Here is a 16857-nt window from a genome sequence, read left to right as displayed (position 1 = left end):
AAAACCACTCTAGACTTCAACCTCGTTTAACCACTTCGAGGAACAGCACGATGAAAATTCTTTTGATAGGCGCAGGCGGCACCATCGGTTCGGCGGTCGACAAGGAACTGTCCGAGCGTCACGAGATCATCCGCATCGGCCGCAACAGCGGTGATTTCCATGTGGATATCAGCGACAGCGCTTCAATCCGCAAGCTGTTCGAACAAACCGGCAAGTTCGATGCACTGGTCTGCGCCGCCGGCAACGTGACCTTCGCACCCCTCGATGAAATGACCGAAGAAAGCTTCGCGCTGGGCCTGAAAGACAAGTTGATGGGTCAGGTCAATCTGCTGCTGATCGGCCGCGAGTTCGCCAATGACGGCGCCTCGTTCACCTTCACCACCGGCGTGCTCAGCCACGACCCGATTCGCAGCGGCGCCTCGGCAGCGCTGGTCAATGGCGCCCTCGACAGCTTCGTCCGCGCCGCCGCCATCGAACTGCCTCGCGGCCTGCGCGTCAATTCGGTGAGCCCGAACGTACTGGTCGAAGCCATGGGCAGCTACGCGCCGTACTTCCGCGGCTACAAACCGGTTCCGGCAGCGGATGTGGCATTGGCCTACGCCAAAAGTGTGGAAGGCCTGCAAACAGGTCAGACCTTTCACGTGGGCTAAACCCTTGTGATGAACGGTCAGGCTGAGTAACGTGGCGGCACTTGTCTGGAGACTCAAAGATGCGTGTTGCCCGTTCCTTAGTCCTTGTTGCCCTGCTTCCGTTGTTCGCCGCTTGCCAGTTGCTCGATGGCCCGCGTGAAAGTGCCTCCCACGTGGGCGAGACCCGCATGCAGGGCCAGTTGATGGCGGCCGACGGCAAGCTGTTGTTCCAGCCGTGCAATGAGCAGCGCAGTTACGTGGTCAACGACACCGGCGGCACCAGCGTCCTGCAAGAGGCCGCAACCCTGGCCGATGCCCAGGGCAAGCTGTTTGCCGACGTGCGTGGCCGAGTCAACGCCAGCGGTGCCGACAGCCGCCTCGATCTTGCGCAGCTCTACCGCGTCGAGCGCTCGGGCACCGCGTGCAACGATCCGAATTTCAAATTGCTGATTCTGCGCGCCGCCGGTCATGGGCCTGAGTGGAACGTGAAAGTCAGCGGCAAAGGCATGGTCATCGAGCGCGCCGGTCAGCCGCCATTGGCCGTGCCCTACGTTGAAGAGCAACTGGGCGATGGCCGCTTCAACCTCAGCACCGAAGCCAATAACCAACGCATTGAACTGTGGGTTGCGCCGCAACGTTGCGTCGACAGCAGCACCGGCAGCGTCCAGCACATGAGTGCCGAATTGCGCATCGACGGCCAGGTTCAGCGTGGCTGCGGGTATTTCGGCGGATCGCGTAACGACTGATCGTTTTAGCCTCACGGGAATCATTCGTTGAGGCTTATAATCGCGGGCTTCAAACGCCTTGGCGCAGTTGTGCGCCCCGCGAACCGGATCCTGTCATGTTACGAATCACCGAACTCAAGCTGCCGATCGACCATCCCGAAGAAGACCTGCGCCCTGCCATCGTGCAGCGCCTGGGCATCACCAGTGATGACCTGCTCGACTTCACCTTGTTCAAGCGCAGCTACGATGCGCGCAAAAAGTCCTCCGAACTGTGCTTCATCTACACCATCGACCTCAACGTTCGCGATGAGGCGGCGGTGCTGCACACGTTCGCCGATGACCGTAACGTCAACGTGGCGCCGGATGTCAGCTACAAAGCGGTCGGCCAGGCGCCAGCTGATCTTGAGCAACGTCCTGTCGTCGTGGGCTTCGGTCCGTGCGGGATTTTCGCCGGGCTGCTGCTGGCGCAAATGGGCTTCAAGCCGATCATCCTCGAGCGTGGCACCGAAGTGCGTCAGCGCACCAAGGACACTTGGGGCCTGTGGCGTAAAAGCGTGCTTAACCCGGAATCCAACGTGCAGTTCGGTGAAGGTGGCGCGGGGACATTCTCCGACGGCAAGCTCTACAGCCAGATCAAGGACCCGAAATTCATCGGTCGCAAAGTCCTGCACGAGTTCGTAAAAGCAGGCGCGCCGGAAGAAATTCTCTACGTCAGCAAACCGCACATCGGTACGTTCCGTCTGACCGGCGTTGTGGAAAACATGCGTGAGCAGATTCGCGCATTGGGTGGCGAAGTGCGCTTTCAGCAGCGCGTTACCGACGTGTTGATCGAAGACGGCCAACTGGTCGGCGTCGAGCTCAATGGCGGCGAGCAGATCCATTCCAAACACGTGATTCTGGCCCTCGGCCACAGCGCCCGCGACACCTTCCGCATGCTCCACGGCCGTGGCGTGTTCATGGAAGCCAAGCCGTTTTCGGTGGGTTTCCGCATCGAACACCCGCAATCGCTGATCGACCGCGCGCGTCTGGGCAAGTACGCCGGCCACCCGAAACTCGGGGCCGCCGACTACAAACTGGTGCACCACGCCAGCAACGGACGTTCGGTCTACAGCTTCTGTATGTGCCCGGGCGGCACCGTGGTAGCGGCGACGTCCGAGCCGGGTCGCGTGGTCACCAACGGCATGAGCCAGTACTCGCGTAACGAGCGCAACGCCAACTCCGGGATCGTCGTCGGGATCACCCCGGAAGTCGATTATCCGGGCGGTCCGCTGGCGGGTATCGAGTTGCAGGAACGCCTGGAATCCCACGCTTTTGTGCTAGGCGGCAGCAACTACGAAGCGCCGGCGCAACTGGTCGGCGACTTCATTGCCGGCAAGCCGTCCACCGAGTTGGGCAGCGTAGAACCCTCTTACAAACCGGGGGTTGCCTTGGGTGATTTGGCGCTGGCCTTGCCGGCGTTCGCCATCGAAGCCATTCGCGAAGCGTTGCCCGCGTTCGAGAAGCAGATTCGCGGTTACTCGCTGCACGACGCGGTGTTGACCGGGATCGAGACGCGTACGTCGTCGCCGCTGCGGATCACCCGTGACGAGTCGATGCAGAGCCTGAACGTGAAAGGCTTGTTCCCGGCAGGTGAAGGCGCGGGTTATGCGGGCGGGATTCTGTCGGCGGGTGTCGATGGGATTCGGATTGCAGAAGCCGTGGCCCGCAACATCCTCGGCCTCAAGGCCTGACCTGCATTACCTGGAATAAATGCAAAACCCTGTGGGAGCGAGCCTGCTCGCGAAAGCGGATTAACATTCAACAGATGTGTTGACTGAGCTATCCATTTCGCGAGCAGGCTCGCTCCCACATTGGTTCAGCGTTGTGTCAGATGTTGGCGCGCAGCACGGTCGCGGGCAACGGTTCCCCCCGCTCGACACTCCCCGCCACGGCATCCATCAAACCGCTCAACTCATACCCCTGGGCCTTGAGCCAAGCCTGATCGTAATAGGTGGTCGCATAGCGCTCGCCGCCATCACACAGAATCGCCACGATTGACCCCGACTCCCCCGCCGCCGCCATCTGCTGGGCCGCCATCAAGGCGCCGATCAGGTTGGTCCCACTCGACCCGCCAACCCGTCGTCCCAAACGCTGCGCCAGGTAATGCATGGCCGCCAGAGACAACGCGTCCGGAACCTTGACCATCGCATCGATCACTTTGGGCAGGAACGACGCTTCTACCCGAGGCCGGCCAATGCCTTCAATCCGCGAACCGCAATCCAGGCGCAGACTGGCGTCGCCGGTCTGGTAGTAATCGAAGAACACCGAGCGCTCGGCATCGGCGCAGAGCACGCGGGTGCAATGTTGGCGATAACGTACGTAACGCCCCAGCGTCGCGGTGGTGCCGCCGGTGCCGGGGCTGGAGATCAGCCAGCTCGGCTCGGGGTGCAGTTCGAAGCGCATTTGCTGGAAGATCGACTCGGCGATGTTGTTGTTCGCCCGCCAATCGGTAGCGCGCTCGGCATAGGTGAACTGGTCGATGAAATGTCCATCATGTTCACGGGCCAGGCGTTCGGATTCGGCGTAGATCTGCGTCGGATCGTCGACCAAATGACTCTTGCCGCCGTAGAAAGCGATCTGCGCGATCTTCTCCTTGGAGGTGGTCGCCGGCATCACCGCAATGAACGGCAAGCCCAGCAAACTGGCGAAGTACGCCTCGGAAATCGCCGTCGAACCGCTTGACGCTTCAATCACCGGCGCCCCGGGCTTGAGCCAGCCGTTACACAGCGCATACAGAAACAGCGAGCGCGCCAAACGGTGTTTCAGGCTGCCGGTGGGATGACTGGACTCATCCTTGAAATACAACTCGATGCCCGGAAAACCCGGCAGCGGCAAGGGAATCAGGTGGGTGTCGGCGCTGCGCTGGAAGTCGGCCTCGATGATCCGGATGGCTTCGCGGGCCCACTGTCGGTTGTCGCTCATGGTGGTTTTCTCGTTGAGTCGGCCTTGTTGCAAGGCTCAGCTAACAAGCTTAGGAAAAAACCTACATCACGCACAGGTACAGCTGAGGTTCAATACGCCCGACAACTGCTAGGCTCAGGTCCCTGCTGGTCGTTCACGTTGTAACGGCATATAACAAAAAAGAATATAACTTTTGTTTTAACAACTAACGGTACGGGTTAGGGTGTGCCACCTTTTGAATTCATCGATGGAGAGCGACCTTGCCTCTGCGTAGCACTTTCACGCGTTTCTTCCAGTTGGAAGCTGCCAGCGGTCTGTTACTGATCGCCGCTGCGGCCCTGGCTTTGATCATCAACAATTCCCCGCTGTCGTGGCTTTACAGCAGTTTTCTGGACACTCCGGTAGTGGCGCAGGTCGGCGCGTTGCAAATCGCCAAACCGGCGCTGCTGTGGATCAACGACGGCCTGATGGCCCTGTTCTTCCTGCTGATCGGGCTGGAAGTGAAGCGCGAAGTTCTTGACGGTCAACTGTCGAAACCGTCGCAAATCGTCCTGCCCGGTGCGGCGGCGATTGGCGGCATGGTGGTTCCGGCGTTGGTCTACTGGTTTCTGAACCGCGAAGACCCGGCAGCCCTGGGTGGCTGGGCCATCCCAATGGCCACCGACATTGCCTTCGCCCTCGGCGTACTGGCCCTGCTGGGTAAGCGGGTGCCGGTGTCGCTGAAGCTTTTCCTGATGACGTTGGCGATTATTGACGACCTCGGCGCAATCATCGTCATTGCGATCTTCTACTCGGGTACGCTCTCGACCCTTTCGCTGTCTCTGGCCGCGACGTGCATCGTGGCCCTGATCGCGATGAACCGGCTCGGGGTGGTCAAGCTCGGGCCGTACATGATCATCGGCCTGATCCTTTGGGTTTGCGTGCTCAAGAGCGGCGTCCACGCGACACTGGCCGGTGTGACCCTGGCCTTCTGCATTCCACTGCGCACGAAAAACGCCGAACCTTCGCCGCTGCTGACCCTCGAACACGCCCTGCATCCGTGGGTGGCCTACGGCATCCTGCCGCTGTTCGCCTTCGCCAACGCCGGCCTGTCCCTGAGTGGCGTAACGGTCGAAAGCTTCACCCACCACGTGCCGATGGGCATCGCGGTTGGCCTGCTGCTGGGCAAAACCCTCGGCGTCTTCGGCCTGACCTGGCTGGCCGTGAAAATCGGCATCGCCGCCCTGCCTCAAGGCGCCAACTGGGGCCAGGTGTTGGGCGTGGCAATCCTCTGCGGCATCGGTTTCACCATGAGCCTGTTTGTCGGCTCCCTGGCGTTTGAGCCGGGTGTCAGTGAGTACGCCGGGATGGATCGGATGGGGATTTTGACCGGGTCGATACTGGCGGCATTGATTGGTTATGCGGTGACGGCGGCGGCGAGTCGCAAGAGCAGCGCGCTGCAATCCTGATAAACAGAGACAACTCCTAGAGTCATTGAAGACTCGTCCTACAGCCACGATCAGCCTCGTTCGTTAACGTCGCACAGCCCCTTTGTTGGGGGCTGTCGACGGACGAACGCAAGGAAGATCAGTGGCTGGCAACAAGGACATTCCCCGGGTTCAGAACCCACCGTCAGGCGACGGGCATCACGTCACTCACCGCTTCATGACGGCCACCGAACTGGCCGCGCGGGATGCCAGACAAAACGCTTACGACGCCATGCTCGCGAGGCAAGACGCCTTCGAACGGAGTCGTGAGGTCGTCGCGAGAAAGCACGAAGCCGTTCGCGCGGGCTGCGTCTTTGCCAAGTCCTGCAAACTGCCGGACGCCATCATCGATTACTCGAATCCTTCGGGGATGGTGCCTACCGACAGTCTCAAGGACTACGGAGAAGTCGCCTGGCTCGGCGCTCGCGAGGTAGACGATGCCGGGCTGCTGAATCTTGAAACGATCAGTGGCAGCACCGTTTCGCTTGGCATTGGCCGTCTGGCACTTCACGCCCCGGCGCTTGCCGCTCCGGCCGCTGCACTTGGCACTGCTGGATCCGCCGTATTGGCCGGCGTGGTCGCGCTGTTCTGGACGCCGAGCCTGGGCGACAGCGCGCTCTATACCGAAGATCAATTGCGCGCCCTGAAACAGGCCAGAACCCGTGTTCGTCTACAGGTCGAGCAACAGGCTGACGGTAGTCTCAAGGGGTATGGCTTCTACACCGGCAAGAACCGCGATTGGGAAATGGTCGATGTCGTGCAGTTCAGCTTGCGCGGCAGTCAGCAAGTGGCGGATCTCGGGGATGGTGTTGAGCTGATCTGGACACCGGCTGTGGATGGTTCAGACATCCTAGGCACCCCAGCGCTGGAGGCTGCGCCGCAAGCGCCGCACATCTGGGTTTATCCGCCGACGAAAGCGGCGGATAGCATCATCGTGAATCCGGTTTACCCGCCTGAGTACAAGGATTTCATTCTTGTGTTTCCGGTGGGTTCCGGGGTGATGCCGGTTTACATCGTGCTGAGCATGTCTCAGCAGAACTACCATCCAAAACCTTCGTTTCTCCCTGCATTTCCAGACGCGAAATGGGCTACTCCCAAAACACCCATCAAAGGTGGAGGAGGATTACGTCCACGATGGAAAGATAGAAGCGGAACGATTTATGAATGGGACTTTCAGCATGGAGCAGTTGAAAAGTATAACAAGCGAGGAAAACACCTTGGCGAATACGATCATGAAACTGGCACCCAGAACAAACCTGCAGATCCAACAAGGAAAGTAGAGCCATGAAACATCAAATTATGGGAGTTCCGAAAGGAGAAGACTTTCCTTCATTCGAGAAACAGATTCCCATTGCCACCAGCGCACTCAGACTCATCATGGGATGGGAGAATGACGAAGACCCGCTACATGATTACCGATTAACCGACGAACAAATCCTCGGTATAGAAAAAGCGTGCGCAATGGAGCTGCCTAAACATCTTGACTTGTTTCTGACTTCACACGACTAACAAAACATCGAAAAAAGTTTTCATAGGACGTCTGTCAGCATCCGAGTCATCTTGAACAATCCCCAAAAACACAAAACCCCGACCAGTCACCTGATCGGGGTTTTCTTTTACCCGTTCCCCCGCTTAGTGCGAAACGCGGCTAGTCCCATCTACAGTAGCAATCCGCACCCGCTCGCCAACACGGAACACTTCATTCTCCTGAACCTGCTGCACGTAGGCGCGCATGCTGCCGTCGTCTTCGCGCACGGTGATTTCCACGCCCTGGGTGCGGGTCAGGCCTTCTTCGGCTGCAGAACCTGCCAAGCCACCGGCGACTGCGCCGATAACTGCAGCAACGATGCTGCCACGACCGCCACCGATGGCGCTACCGCCGACACCGCCCACGACGGCGCCAGCTGCGCCGCCGATCGGGGTTTTGGTGCCTTCGATTTTGACCGGGCGCAGGGATTCGATGGTGCCCATGCGAACGGTCTGCACGCGACGCGCTTCGTCACGGGAGTAGGAGTCACCGGTCAGGCTCGATTGGCAGCCGGTGAGCAACATCGCCATCGTGGAAAAGGAAGCAACCAGCAGAACAGACTTACGCATAGCATCAACTCCAAAGGACAAGTATTCATTAAACTCCGCAGCTTGACGCCTGTCACGGCCTCGCCCGGATAAAATTGGTTTGATTCAGGCCCGGTACAGGCCCCTCCACGAACTCAACACACAGTAGCGGCAAATTCCGGAATCTGCGCCGCTGCCCCAAGGATTGTCATGGATTACTTCATCATTGTCGCCACTACCGTTGCCGGATTGTATTTCCACTGGTGGCTATACGTGCGGATCAAACGCTGGATGGACCGCGATCTGGCGTTGGCACTGGCGGGTAAAGACGAGCAGAAAAAGGCGTTCATGCTCCAGCAACTGGCGAACGCTCAAGCGCAGAAGATCAAGCGCCGAGACCTGCCGCAGTGGCTTGAAGCCGCTGCGGCAGGCTATCCCGATCGGTAGACGGCTTAAGGTGCCAGACGTTCAAGAATCCAGTCGGCGCCCTGCAAACGGTAGTTGAGGCGATCGTGCAGGCGGCTCGAACGGCCCTGCCAGAACTCGATGCGCTCCGGTAACAAACGATAACCGCCCCAATGCTCAGGGCAATGAGGTTGCGTGTCGCTGAAACGTTGCTCGGTGTTCTTGAGCAGCGCTTCCAGTTCGGCACGATCGGTGATCACCTGGCTCTGGGGCGAAGCCCAGGCACCGAGGCGACTGCCCAGTGGACGGACCTGGAAGTAGGCGTCGGACTCTTCAGGCGTAACCTTCACCACCCGCCCTTCGATGCGCACCTGGCGCTCCAGGGCCGGCCAGAAGAAGGTCATGGCCGCGAACGGGTTCGCGGCCAGATGCTGGCCCTTGGCACTGTCGTAGTTGGTGAAGAAGGTAAAGCCCTGCTCGTCCAGCCCCTTGAGCAGCAGAATGCGGCAATGCGGCCGACCGTCCTGATCGACGGTGGCCAGGGTCATGGCGTTGGCTTCCACCGGCGCCTGCTCGGTTTTCACCGCGTCGGCGAACCACTGATGGAACAGCGCGAACGGCTCGGCCGGGGCTTGCGCCTCGGTCAGGCCATCACGGGTGTAGTCGCGACGCATATCAGCCAGGCCCTGGGTCATGGCGCATTCCTTTTGGTTAACGAATTACTTCTTTGTGGCGTCGGCGTCGGCAGCAGCGGCGGTGACTTTTTTCGTGTCGGCAGCGGCTTTGGACGGAGCAGTCTTTTTCGCCGGGGTCGCGGTTTTAGCCGGTGCCTTCTTGGCGGCGGCTTTCTTGGCCGGGGCCTTTTTCGCAGCAGGCACATCGGCTTTCTTCGCGGCTGGTGCCGGGGTGACCGGCTTGACCACTGGCTTGACGTCCTGGGCAGCGACCAACTTCACTGGCGCCGGGGCCGGCATGTTGTACTTGCTCAGCAACGCGACCATGGTGTTTTGCGGGGTCACCAGCAGTTCAACACGACGGTTCAAGGCACGGCCTTCATTGCTGTCGTTGGCAGCACGCGGGGCTTCGCCACCCATACCGCGCAGCATCAGACGATCACGCTGCAGACCGCTGAGGCGGAAAATCGCTGCCACGGCCTGGGCACGCTCCTGGCTCAGTTTTACGTTGGCCGGTGCGGCGCCCGACGTATCACTGTGGCCGAGAATCAGCACGGAAGTTTTCGGATCAACTTCAAGAATTTTCGCGACGCGAGTGAACGGGCCGAGGGTCACCGGCAGCAGCATGGCCGGACGGTCAGGGTTGAACGAGCCTTCTACCGGCGCGGTCACCACCAATACGTTTTCACGGCGCTCGAGTTGCAGGTTGCTGCCCTTGATCGCTTCGCGCAAGCGCGGTTCGTAGTCGTCGAGCCAGGCCTGGGTAACTTTAGGATCGGGCATCGGCACGGCTTTAGCGGTGCTTTGCTCTTTGCCGCCGAACGGCCACCACCAATTGCCACCTGCATCGGCCTTGGCCTTGGCCACCTCGACCGGCTTGGCTTCAGGCTTGGCTTCAGCTTTCACCTCAGGCTTCTTGTCGAGAACTTCATCGGAACCGAATGGCCAGTACCAAGGGTTGGAGCTTTCAGCCTTGGCCACCGGAGCGGTCGCGGCAGGCTTCAAAGGTGCCGGAGCTGGGGTCGGAGCCGGACCTTTAGCGGCAACTTTGTCGGAGGAACCGAACGGCCACCAGCTGCTGCCATCCGAGTCATTTTGTGGAGTTTGTGCGCAACCGGTAATAGCGAAGCACAGGGCCAAAGCGAGAGTTTTATTGGAAGACATTGGATATCCACAAAATAAGTAATGAACAATCAGGCCGGGTTGACCCGGATAAACAGACGCTTGGAAACCATAAAGGCCTTGGGGTTCCGGCCCTGGAACCCCTGAGCGCGTTTTACAGACAAGTGGCCAGTGCGCGCACCAGCTTTTGCGCGCGCGGATCCATCAAGACGTACGGCCCTAGGGTATTTGTCACAAAGCCGAAGGCCACATCGTGTTCCGGGTCGGCAAAACCGGTGGAACCGCCGGCACCCGGATGACCGAACGCACGAGGGCCGAGGCCGTAGGTGGCGTTGGGGACGTCCGGTTGATCGAGCATGCAACCCAGGCCGAAACGGGTCCGGGTCAGTAAAGTCTTGTCCTCGCCGAGGCTGTGCTCGCGCGTCAGTTCTTCGAGCATTTCGCTTTCCAGCAAGCTGCCATCGAGCAGACCGGCATAGAACCCGGCCAGGCTGCGGGCATTGCCGTGGCCATTGGCGGCCGGCTGCTGCATGCGCCGCCACTCGGGTTTGTTGGTGCTGGTCATGATCGACGGCGGGTTAGTGAACGCCCTCGTGGTCATGGCCGTCGGCTCGCGCATGGTCACTTGCAGCAAGCGCTGGGCGGCGGCATCGCCGACATTGCCCTTGCCACGGGCGATGTGCGCCACGCGATGGAACTCCTGGTCCGCCAGGCCGACGTGGAAATCCAGGCCCAAAGGCTTCGCGACCCGCGCCACGATGGACTCACCCGGCCCACGACCGTCGGCACGACGCAGCAACTCACCGACCAGCCAGCCGTAGGTGATTGCCGCATAACCGTGACCAACGCCCGGCGTCCACCACGGTTCTTCGGCGGCCAGGGCGTCAACCATGGTTTGCCAGTCGTAAAGGGCTTCCGGGGCCAAAAGCTCACGCAGCGCCGGCAGACCGGCCTGATGGCAGAGCAATTGACGCAAGGTCACCGACTCTTTGCCAGCGGCGGCGAACTCGGGCCAGTAGCGGGCAACCGGAGCATCCAGTTGCAGTTTGCCTTCGGCCACCAGTTGCAGGGCGGTCACGGCGGTAAAGGTCTTGGTGCAGGAAAACAGGTTGGCGATGGTGTCGCTGTGCCAGGCTTCGGTGCCGTCCTTGTCAGCGGTGCCGGCCCAAAGGTCGACCACGGTTTCACCGCCGATCTGGATGCACAACGCTGCGCCACGTTCCTGAGGATCGTCGAACAGCGCCGCGAAAGCCTCACGCACCGCTTCGAACTTCAGCTCGTAAAAACCCTGAATCTGCACCCGCAACTCCTCTGGATAAACGTTCTACAAAGTGGCCGCATTGTTCCAGCCATTGAAGGTTTTGGGAACAGGGCCGGGCCGGGCGGTCGCCATCCCGCCCGAATGAAACACTCAGTAAATCTTACGTACTTGTCAGCACTCAGTGGCCATTGCCGGAATGCCCACCCGCATGAACAGCGCCCTGCCCCGGGCCTTTGCCGGCGTCGCCTTTTCGGCCGCCCTCGGCGGCATGGCTGGCTTTTTCAGCTTCGGCGCTGGCCTTCTCGGCCTCTATACCGAGCTGATCGACGGTCTGCAAATTGCTCTTGCGCACGCTGTCGACGAAGCCCTGGAACGGCAGATCGGTAATGCCCACCAGCCCGAAGTGACCGTTCTCGCCATCCAGCAGACGACCGGTAACCGGTTGGTCAAGGTATTGGAACCAGTGCACGCCGACGATCGACGGTTCGCTCATCGCCTGTTTGAGGAAATTGGCGTAAGCGGCCCCACGGTCTTCTTCCTTCGCCAATTGCGTCACGCCGCCCCAGAACGGGCCGCGATCCGCGGAGCCAAAGTTGAACTCGGTGATCAGCACCGGTTTGTCCAGGCTGCGCAATTTGGCGAAGTCATACCCGTCCTGCGGTTGCAGGGTGTACATGTTGAAGCTCAACACGTCGCAATATTGGGCGCAGGACTCAACCGCTTCCGGAGTGCTGATGGCAAACCGGCCACCCAGCAACAGCTGATTCGGCGCGTGCCACTTGAGCGAGTCGGAGAGGGTCTTGAAGTACGTGTCGGCGAAGACCTTCTGGAAGTATTTGAAGTCGGCTTCAATTTCCGGGTGTTCGGCGCTTGGCAGCGGCGGCACGAAGCCCGGGTCTTCCATCAATTCCCAGGCCGGCAAATCAATGCCCCAGGCTTTGGAAAGGCCCGCCTGATTGCGGTACTTATCCCGCAATTGCTTGAGGAATGCGCGCTTGGCCGGCACGTCGGTGGTCATTTTCAAGGTGCCGTAGGCCAAGGCGTAACGGGCTTTCGGGTCGTCGCCGGGACCGGCCCAGGCCAGTTCGTTATCGGCGAAGTAACCAATCAGCCATGGATCATCGCGATGGTCGCGGGCGGCGATGGCCACGGCACGTTCGGTGGCCATGGCGAAACGCGGGTCAAACGGGTCGGGCATACCGCCCCACCAGTCGGTGCCGGTGCTGATGCTGGCGTAATCGCCGACGATCGACAGCGGCAAGGTGTATGGCACGCGGTCAGCGTTGGCCAGCGCCGGGGCGCTCCAGTTGCCGAGGGTGTTGAAGCCCCAGGCTTGCAGGCGATCAAGGGTGTGGCTGGCCCAGCGCTGTTCATCAACCACCGCTTTGCAGGGTTCGGCAGGTGTTTGCTCAGCTGCTTTCGCGGCGGTCGCTTCAACGGCGCCGGTCTTGGCGGCTTCGGCGACACCGGATTCAGCCGTCGAAGGAACGACAGGTTGCTCAGCAGCCTTCTCCACCGTTGCCGTTGCCGCAACCGCGTCAGCCTTGGCGGCTTCGGCGACACCGGCCTTGGTGTCGCTGCCTGGTGCGCAAGGTTCGCCATACAAGCGCTGCAAGTTGGCGCCATAGAAGTCGTACCAGCGACCGGCGTTATATCCACGGCCCTGATCGACTCCGTTGCCACCACGGTTGTCGCCTTCGCCATAGTGGCTGGCCAGCGGTTCGTCGGGTTTTGGCAGGGACTCGAACATCCACTCACGGCCGGCGACGTAGGTCTGGTCGACGTCCGGGGTGACGGTGTTGACTCCGAGCGAATAGAACGGATGGCCTTCCGGCGTCACCAGGTACCAGCGACCGTCGCGTTTTTCGGTGCGGAAAAAGCCGCTGGCCTTGAATGCCGGGCCTTTGTTCCAGCCACCGAACTTGTCCAGGGACGACTTCTCGCGCTCGGCCAGCCAGGTTTTCAGTTGCTGCTGTTCCTTGGCGGCGGCGCTTTTCAGTTGCTCGTCGCTGCTGACTTTCTCTGGCCATTTGGCCCGGGTCGACTGGCCGTACGCGTCTACAAGGCCGCCAAAAGCCGCTTGGGTAACCGCATCGTCGTCCTGCACGCCAAAGCGTTCCAGCAGAATGCTCTGGGCGACTTTCGGCTGATCCATCGACAAGGTCACCGACACCACTTGGCTGCGCTCCAGCTCACCGGCGCTGCTGGCCAGCAATACGCGCTGCCCCTCAAAAGTGATCGGCATCGGCGGGCCGGCTTTCAGGCCAAGGCTCAATGGCGTAAAGGGCTGCAGCGGCACCAATAGCGTTTGCGCAGGGCCGGCCGGCAAGTCGACGCGGCTGACCAACGTCTTGCCGTCGTTGCTCTGGATTTTCACGTACAGGGTCACAGCCCAGTTCATTGCGCTTTGAATCCGCAAACTCATGAAGCCCGACTGCGACCAGTCCCAAGCACCGGTCTGCGGGGTCAGGCGCAAGGTCGGTTGTGCCACCGGGTTGAACGTCACCCGACGCAGCACTTCGCCTTCGGCCGTTTGCTCGGCGTTGGATTGCGGCAGGCTGGCGTCCTGAGTCGCCACCTGGACCACATCGGCGGGGCGCACAAAGTTGAACAGCGTCTGTTGGCCGGCAGGAGCCGCCAGCAAAGGGGCTGCGAACATCAGAGCGAATACAGCGGGCAACGAACGGCGAATCATGAGAACGAAATTCTCCCTAACGACCAACAATGGTCAGTGGAAAAGCGATGGTAGAGAGATAGACAACGCAGTGGGCAAAATTGCCCACCGGTGTATCAGGAAATTTCACGACGGAAGGGTGGCAACGCATTGAGGATCGCTTTGCCATAACGCTGGGTCACCAGACGTCGATCGAGCAAGGTGATGGTGCCGCGGTCTTCTTCGGTGCGCAGCAAGCGACCGCAGGCCTGGACCAGTTTCAGCGAAGCATCCGGCACGGAGATTTCCATGAACGGATTGCCACCCCGCGCCTCGATCCACTCGGCCAGGGCCGCTTCGACCGGATCATCGGGCACCGAGAATGGAATCTTCGCGATCACCACGTGCTCGCAGTACGCACCAGGCAAGTCGACCCCTTCGGCGAAACTCGCCAGGCCGAACAACACACTGGAATCGCCACCATCGACGCGCGCTTTGTGCTTGTTCAAGGTTTCCTGTTTCGACAGGTTGCCTTGAATGAACACTTGCTTGCGCCAGTCGCGGTCGAGGCCGTCGAACACGTCCTGCATCTGTTTGCGCGAGGAGAACAGCACCAGGGTGCCGCGCGAACCTTCCACCAAGGCCGGCAAGTCGCGGATGATCGCCGCGGTGTGGGCCGGCGCATCACGCGGATCGGCCTTCAGGTCCGGCACTCGCAGCACGCCAGCGTCGGCATGATGGAAGGGGCTTGGGACCACCGCGGTCACGGCTTTTTTCGGCAGGCCGGCGCGCATGCGGAAGCGGTCGAAGGTGCCGAGCGCGGTCAGGGTCGCCGAGGTCACCAGAGCGCCGTATGCGACGTTCCACAAATTGCGACGGAGCATTTCCGCCGCGAGGATCGGGCTGGCGTTGACCTCGATGTCGAACAGCGAACCGCTTTCGGCCAGGGTCAGCCAGCGGGCCATGGGCGGGTTGTCTTCCGGGTCTTCGGCGGTGAACGCGACCCACAATTCCCAGTTGCCCGAAGAACGCGACAACAGGCTGCCGAACAGCGGATACCACTCTTCGGCCTGGTTACTGGCGATGCCGATGTTGACCTCGCCGTCCATGCCTTCCTTGAGCAGTTCGGTGAGCCGGGTGAACAGGTCAGTCAGACGGGCAAAGCCCTTCTTCAGCTCGACGCCCATTTCGCGCATGTGCTCGGGAATTACCCCGCCGACAAAGCGATGACGCGGCCGCTCGCGACCTTCAACATCTTCGCCGGGTTTGAAGTCGGCGACCTGTTCGCAGGCGCTGAACATGAATTGCTGCTGGGTTTTGATTTCCCGCGCCAGCTCCGGCACTTGTTCGATCAACTTGCCCAGGTCGCCCGGCAGCGGATGCTGGGCCAGCAATTTGGTGAGGTTCTTGGCGGTGGTTTCCAGCCAGTCGGCGGTGGAACGCAGACGCGTGTAATGGGCGAAATGGCCGATAGCCTTGTCCGGCAGGTGGTGTCCTTCGTCGAACACGTAGATGGTGTCGCGCGGGTCCGGCAGCACGGCACCGCCGCCCAGCGCCAGGTCGGCCAGGACCATGTCGTGGTTGGTGACGATCACGTCGACCTTGCCCATGCCTTCGCGTGCCTTGTAGAAGGCGCACTGGCCGAAGTTTGGGCAATGACGGTTGGTGCATTGGCTGTGATCGGTGGTCAGGCGGGCCCAGTCGGCATCTTCCAGTGCGGTCGACCAACTGTCACGGTCGCCGTCCCACTTATTGCCGGCGAGTTTCTCGATCATGCTGGTGAACAGCTTCTGACTGGCCTCGTCGACCTCGATCTTGAAACCTTCTTCTTCAAACAGCTGCGCCGTGGCGGTTTGCGCGTGACCTTCCTGGAGCAACATGTCGAGCTTGGACAGGCACATGTAGCGCCCGCGCCCCTTGGCCAGGGCGAAGCTGAAATTCAGCCCGCTGTTGCGCATAAGGTCGGGCAAATCCTTGTAGACGATCTGCTCTTGCAGGGCCACCGTGGCCGTGGCAATTACCAGGCGTTTGCCAGCAGCCTTGGCCGTGGGGATGGCGGCCAGGCTGTAGGCCACGGTTTTGCCGGTACCGGTGCCGGCTTCCACCGCGACAATCGCGGGGTCGCCACTGCGCCGGCCTTCGTCGTCGGTGTCGATGTCACCGAGGACCTTGGCAATTTCGGCGATCATCAGGCGTTGGCCGTAGCGCGGCTTGAGGCTCTTGGCTTCGAGAAAACGCGAGTAGGCGCCCTGGATCGTGGTTTTGAGTTCGGTGCTGATCATGGATTGTCGGGCGCAAAAAACGCTGGATAAATTTTCAGTGGTTCGGTTCGGCCGCTATCATACCCCGCTAATTAATCCCGCGCAGAACGGAGTACCCCAATGACACCTTTTGGCATCGTTTACACCCTGCATGTCCTGTCCGCCCTGGTGTGGGTTGGCGGCATGTTTTTCGCGTGGATGGTCTTGCGGCCCGCGGCGATGAAGGCTCTGGAGGGCCCTGCCCGGTTGAAGTTGTGGGTGGAAGTGTTTCAAGGTTTTTTCCGCTGGGTCTGGGTCGCGGTGGTGCTGTTGCCGGTCAGCGGTGTGGGCATGATTCATTTGCAGTACAGCGGTTTTGAAGCGGCGCCGCGGTATGTGCAGGTGATGATGGGGTTGTACGTGGTGATGACGGCGCTGTTTATCCGGATTCAGGCGTTGTTGTTACCGGAGTTGCGCACGGCGGTGGCGGCGCAGGACTGGCCGACCGGGGCTGCGACGCTTGGGAAAATTCGCAAGCTGGTGGGGATTAATCTGATTGTCGGGTTGGTGCTGGTGGCGATTGCTGCGGCTCGGCCGATGTTTTGAGAGCAAGATCAACATCCCCCCTCACCCTAACCCTCTCCCCGAGGGGCGAGGGAACTGACCGAGGGGTTCTTTGGAAATATT

15 protein-coding genes are annotated in these 16857 nt (G+C 60.7%); 8 read left to right on the top strand and 7 right to left on the bottom strand.

The window, feature by feature from the left end; all coding sequences use genetic code 11:
• The first annotated feature begins 50 nt into the window (after nucleotides 1–50).
• From AC3IUE_RS06805 to AC3IUE_RS06795, 3 genes are all read left to right on the top strand, one after another.
• On the top strand, nucleotides 51–650 hold the full coding sequence (locus tag AC3IUE_RS06805; protein WP_056739306.1) for a short chain dehydrogenase: 600 nt from the start codon (nucleotides 51–53) through the stop codon (nucleotides 648–650).
• A gap of 59 nt (nucleotides 651–709) precedes the next feature.
• The gene (locus AC3IUE_RS06800; protein ID WP_489266352.1) at nucleotides 710–1375 is read left to right on the top strand and encodes a COG3650 family protein; all 666 of its coding nucleotides are present in this window, start codon (nucleotides 710–712) and stop codon (nucleotides 1373–1375) included.
• Nucleotides 1376–1470: 95 nt separating this feature from the next.
• Complete coding sequence (locus tag AC3IUE_RS06795) at nucleotides 1471–3084, top strand: NAD(P)/FAD-dependent oxidoreductase (RefSeq protein ID WP_489266350.1); 1614 nt, start codon at nucleotides 1471–1473, stop codon at nucleotides 3082–3084.
• Between the two features lie 136 nt (nucleotides 3085–3220).
• Here AC3IUE_RS06795 and AC3IUE_RS06790 read toward each other — a convergent pair whose 3' ends face one another.
• Nucleotides 3221–4315, bottom strand: a complete 1095-nt coding sequence (locus AC3IUE_RS06790) for a PLP-dependent cysteine synthase family protein (RefSeq protein WP_283183284.1) — start codon at nucleotides 4313–4315, stop codon at nucleotides 3221–3223.
• Between the two features lie 239 nt (nucleotides 4316–4554).
• Between AC3IUE_RS06790 and nhaA the strand changes: the two genes are divergently transcribed.
• The 3 genes from nhaA (at nucleotide 4555) to AC3IUE_RS06775 (ending at nucleotide 7269) form a co-directional block, all read left to right on the top strand.
• The gene (nhaA, locus tag AC3IUE_RS06785; protein WP_056739300.1) at nucleotides 4555–5742 is read left to right on the top strand and encodes a Na+/H+ antiporter NhaA; all 1188 of its coding nucleotides are present in this window, start codon (nucleotides 4555–4557) and stop codon (nucleotides 5740–5742) included.
• 121 nt (nucleotides 5743–5863) lie between these two features.
• Nucleotides 5864–7048, top strand: a complete 1185-nt coding sequence (locus AC3IUE_RS06780; protein ID WP_489266347.1) for a colicin E3/pyocin S6 family cytotoxin — start codon at nucleotides 5864–5866, stop codon at nucleotides 7046–7048.
• A complete protein-coding gene (locus AC3IUE_RS06775) occupies nucleotides 7045–7269 on the top strand; it encodes a pyocin S6 family toxin immunity protein (protein WP_489266345.1) in 225 nt (74 codons plus the stop codon). Before AC3IUE_RS06780 ends, AC3IUE_RS06775 begins: the two co-directional genes overlap by 4 nt.
• A 123-nt stretch (nucleotides 7270–7392) precedes the next feature.
• Here AC3IUE_RS06775 and AC3IUE_RS06770 read toward each other — a convergent pair whose 3' ends face one another.
• On the bottom strand, nucleotides 7393–7857 hold the full coding sequence (locus tag AC3IUE_RS06770) for an outer membrane lipoprotein (RefSeq protein WP_056739294.1): 465 nt from the start codon (nucleotides 7855–7857) through the stop codon (nucleotides 7393–7395).
• 168 nt (nucleotides 7858–8025) lie between these two features.
• Here AC3IUE_RS06770 and AC3IUE_RS06765 point away from each other — a divergent pair, with 168 nt between their 5' ends.
• Nucleotides 8026–8262: a hypothetical protein gene (locus tag AC3IUE_RS06765; protein ID WP_056739291.1), complete on the top strand. Its 237-nt coding sequence runs from the start codon at nucleotides 8026–8028 to the stop codon at nucleotides 8260–8262.
• 5 nt (nucleotides 8263–8267) lie between these two features.
• On the opposite strand, the gene pdxH is transcribed toward AC3IUE_RS06765, so the two are convergent.
• The 5 genes from pdxH to dinG all read right to left on the bottom strand — a co-directional run bounded on the left by pdxH (nucleotide 8268) and on the right by dinG (nucleotide 16212).
• Entirely contained in the window at nucleotides 8268–8915 is a 648-nt protein-coding gene (pdxH, locus tag AC3IUE_RS06760) for a pyridoxamine 5'-phosphate oxidase (protein ID WP_489266342.1), read from the bottom strand.
• 24 nt (nucleotides 8916–8939) lie between these two features.
• Complete coding sequence (locus AC3IUE_RS06755) at nucleotides 8940–10058, bottom strand: OmpA family protein (protein WP_489266340.1); 1119 nt, start codon at nucleotides 10056–10058, stop codon at nucleotides 8940–8942.
• Between the two features lie 112 nt (nucleotides 10059–10170).
• Nucleotides 10171–11316 carry a serine hydrolase domain-containing protein gene (locus AC3IUE_RS06750; protein WP_489266338.1) on the bottom strand — a complete coding sequence of 382 codons (1146 nt, stop codon included), beginning with the start codon at nucleotides 11314–11316 and terminating at the stop codon, nucleotides 10171–10173.
• Between the two features lie 139 nt (nucleotides 11317–11455).
• Nucleotides 11456–13972 carry a beta-galactosidase gene (locus AC3IUE_RS06745; RefSeq protein WP_489266336.1) on the bottom strand — a complete coding sequence of 839 codons (2517 nt, stop codon included), beginning with the start codon at nucleotides 13970–13972 and terminating at the stop codon, nucleotides 11456–11458.
• Nucleotides 13973–14067: 95 nt separating this feature from the next.
• Nucleotides 14068–16212 (bottom strand): ATP-dependent DNA helicase DinG, encoded by a 2145-nt coding sequence (gene dinG, locus AC3IUE_RS06740; protein ID WP_008153901.1) that lies wholly within the window; start codon nucleotides 16210–16212, stop codon nucleotides 14068–14070.
• 99 nt (nucleotides 16213–16311) lie between these two features.
• Between dinG and AC3IUE_RS06735 the strand changes: the two genes are divergently transcribed.
• Entirely contained in the window at nucleotides 16312–16776 is a 465-nt protein-coding gene (locus tag AC3IUE_RS06735) for a CopD family protein (RefSeq protein WP_056739279.1), read from the top strand.
• Nucleotides 16777–16857 lie beyond the last annotated feature (81 nt).

Source organism: Pseudomonas sp. GL_093 (genome assembly GCF_057837605.1).
Note: the sequence above shows the minus strand (reverse complement) of the source record. Positions and strands in the feature narration are given on the sequence as shown.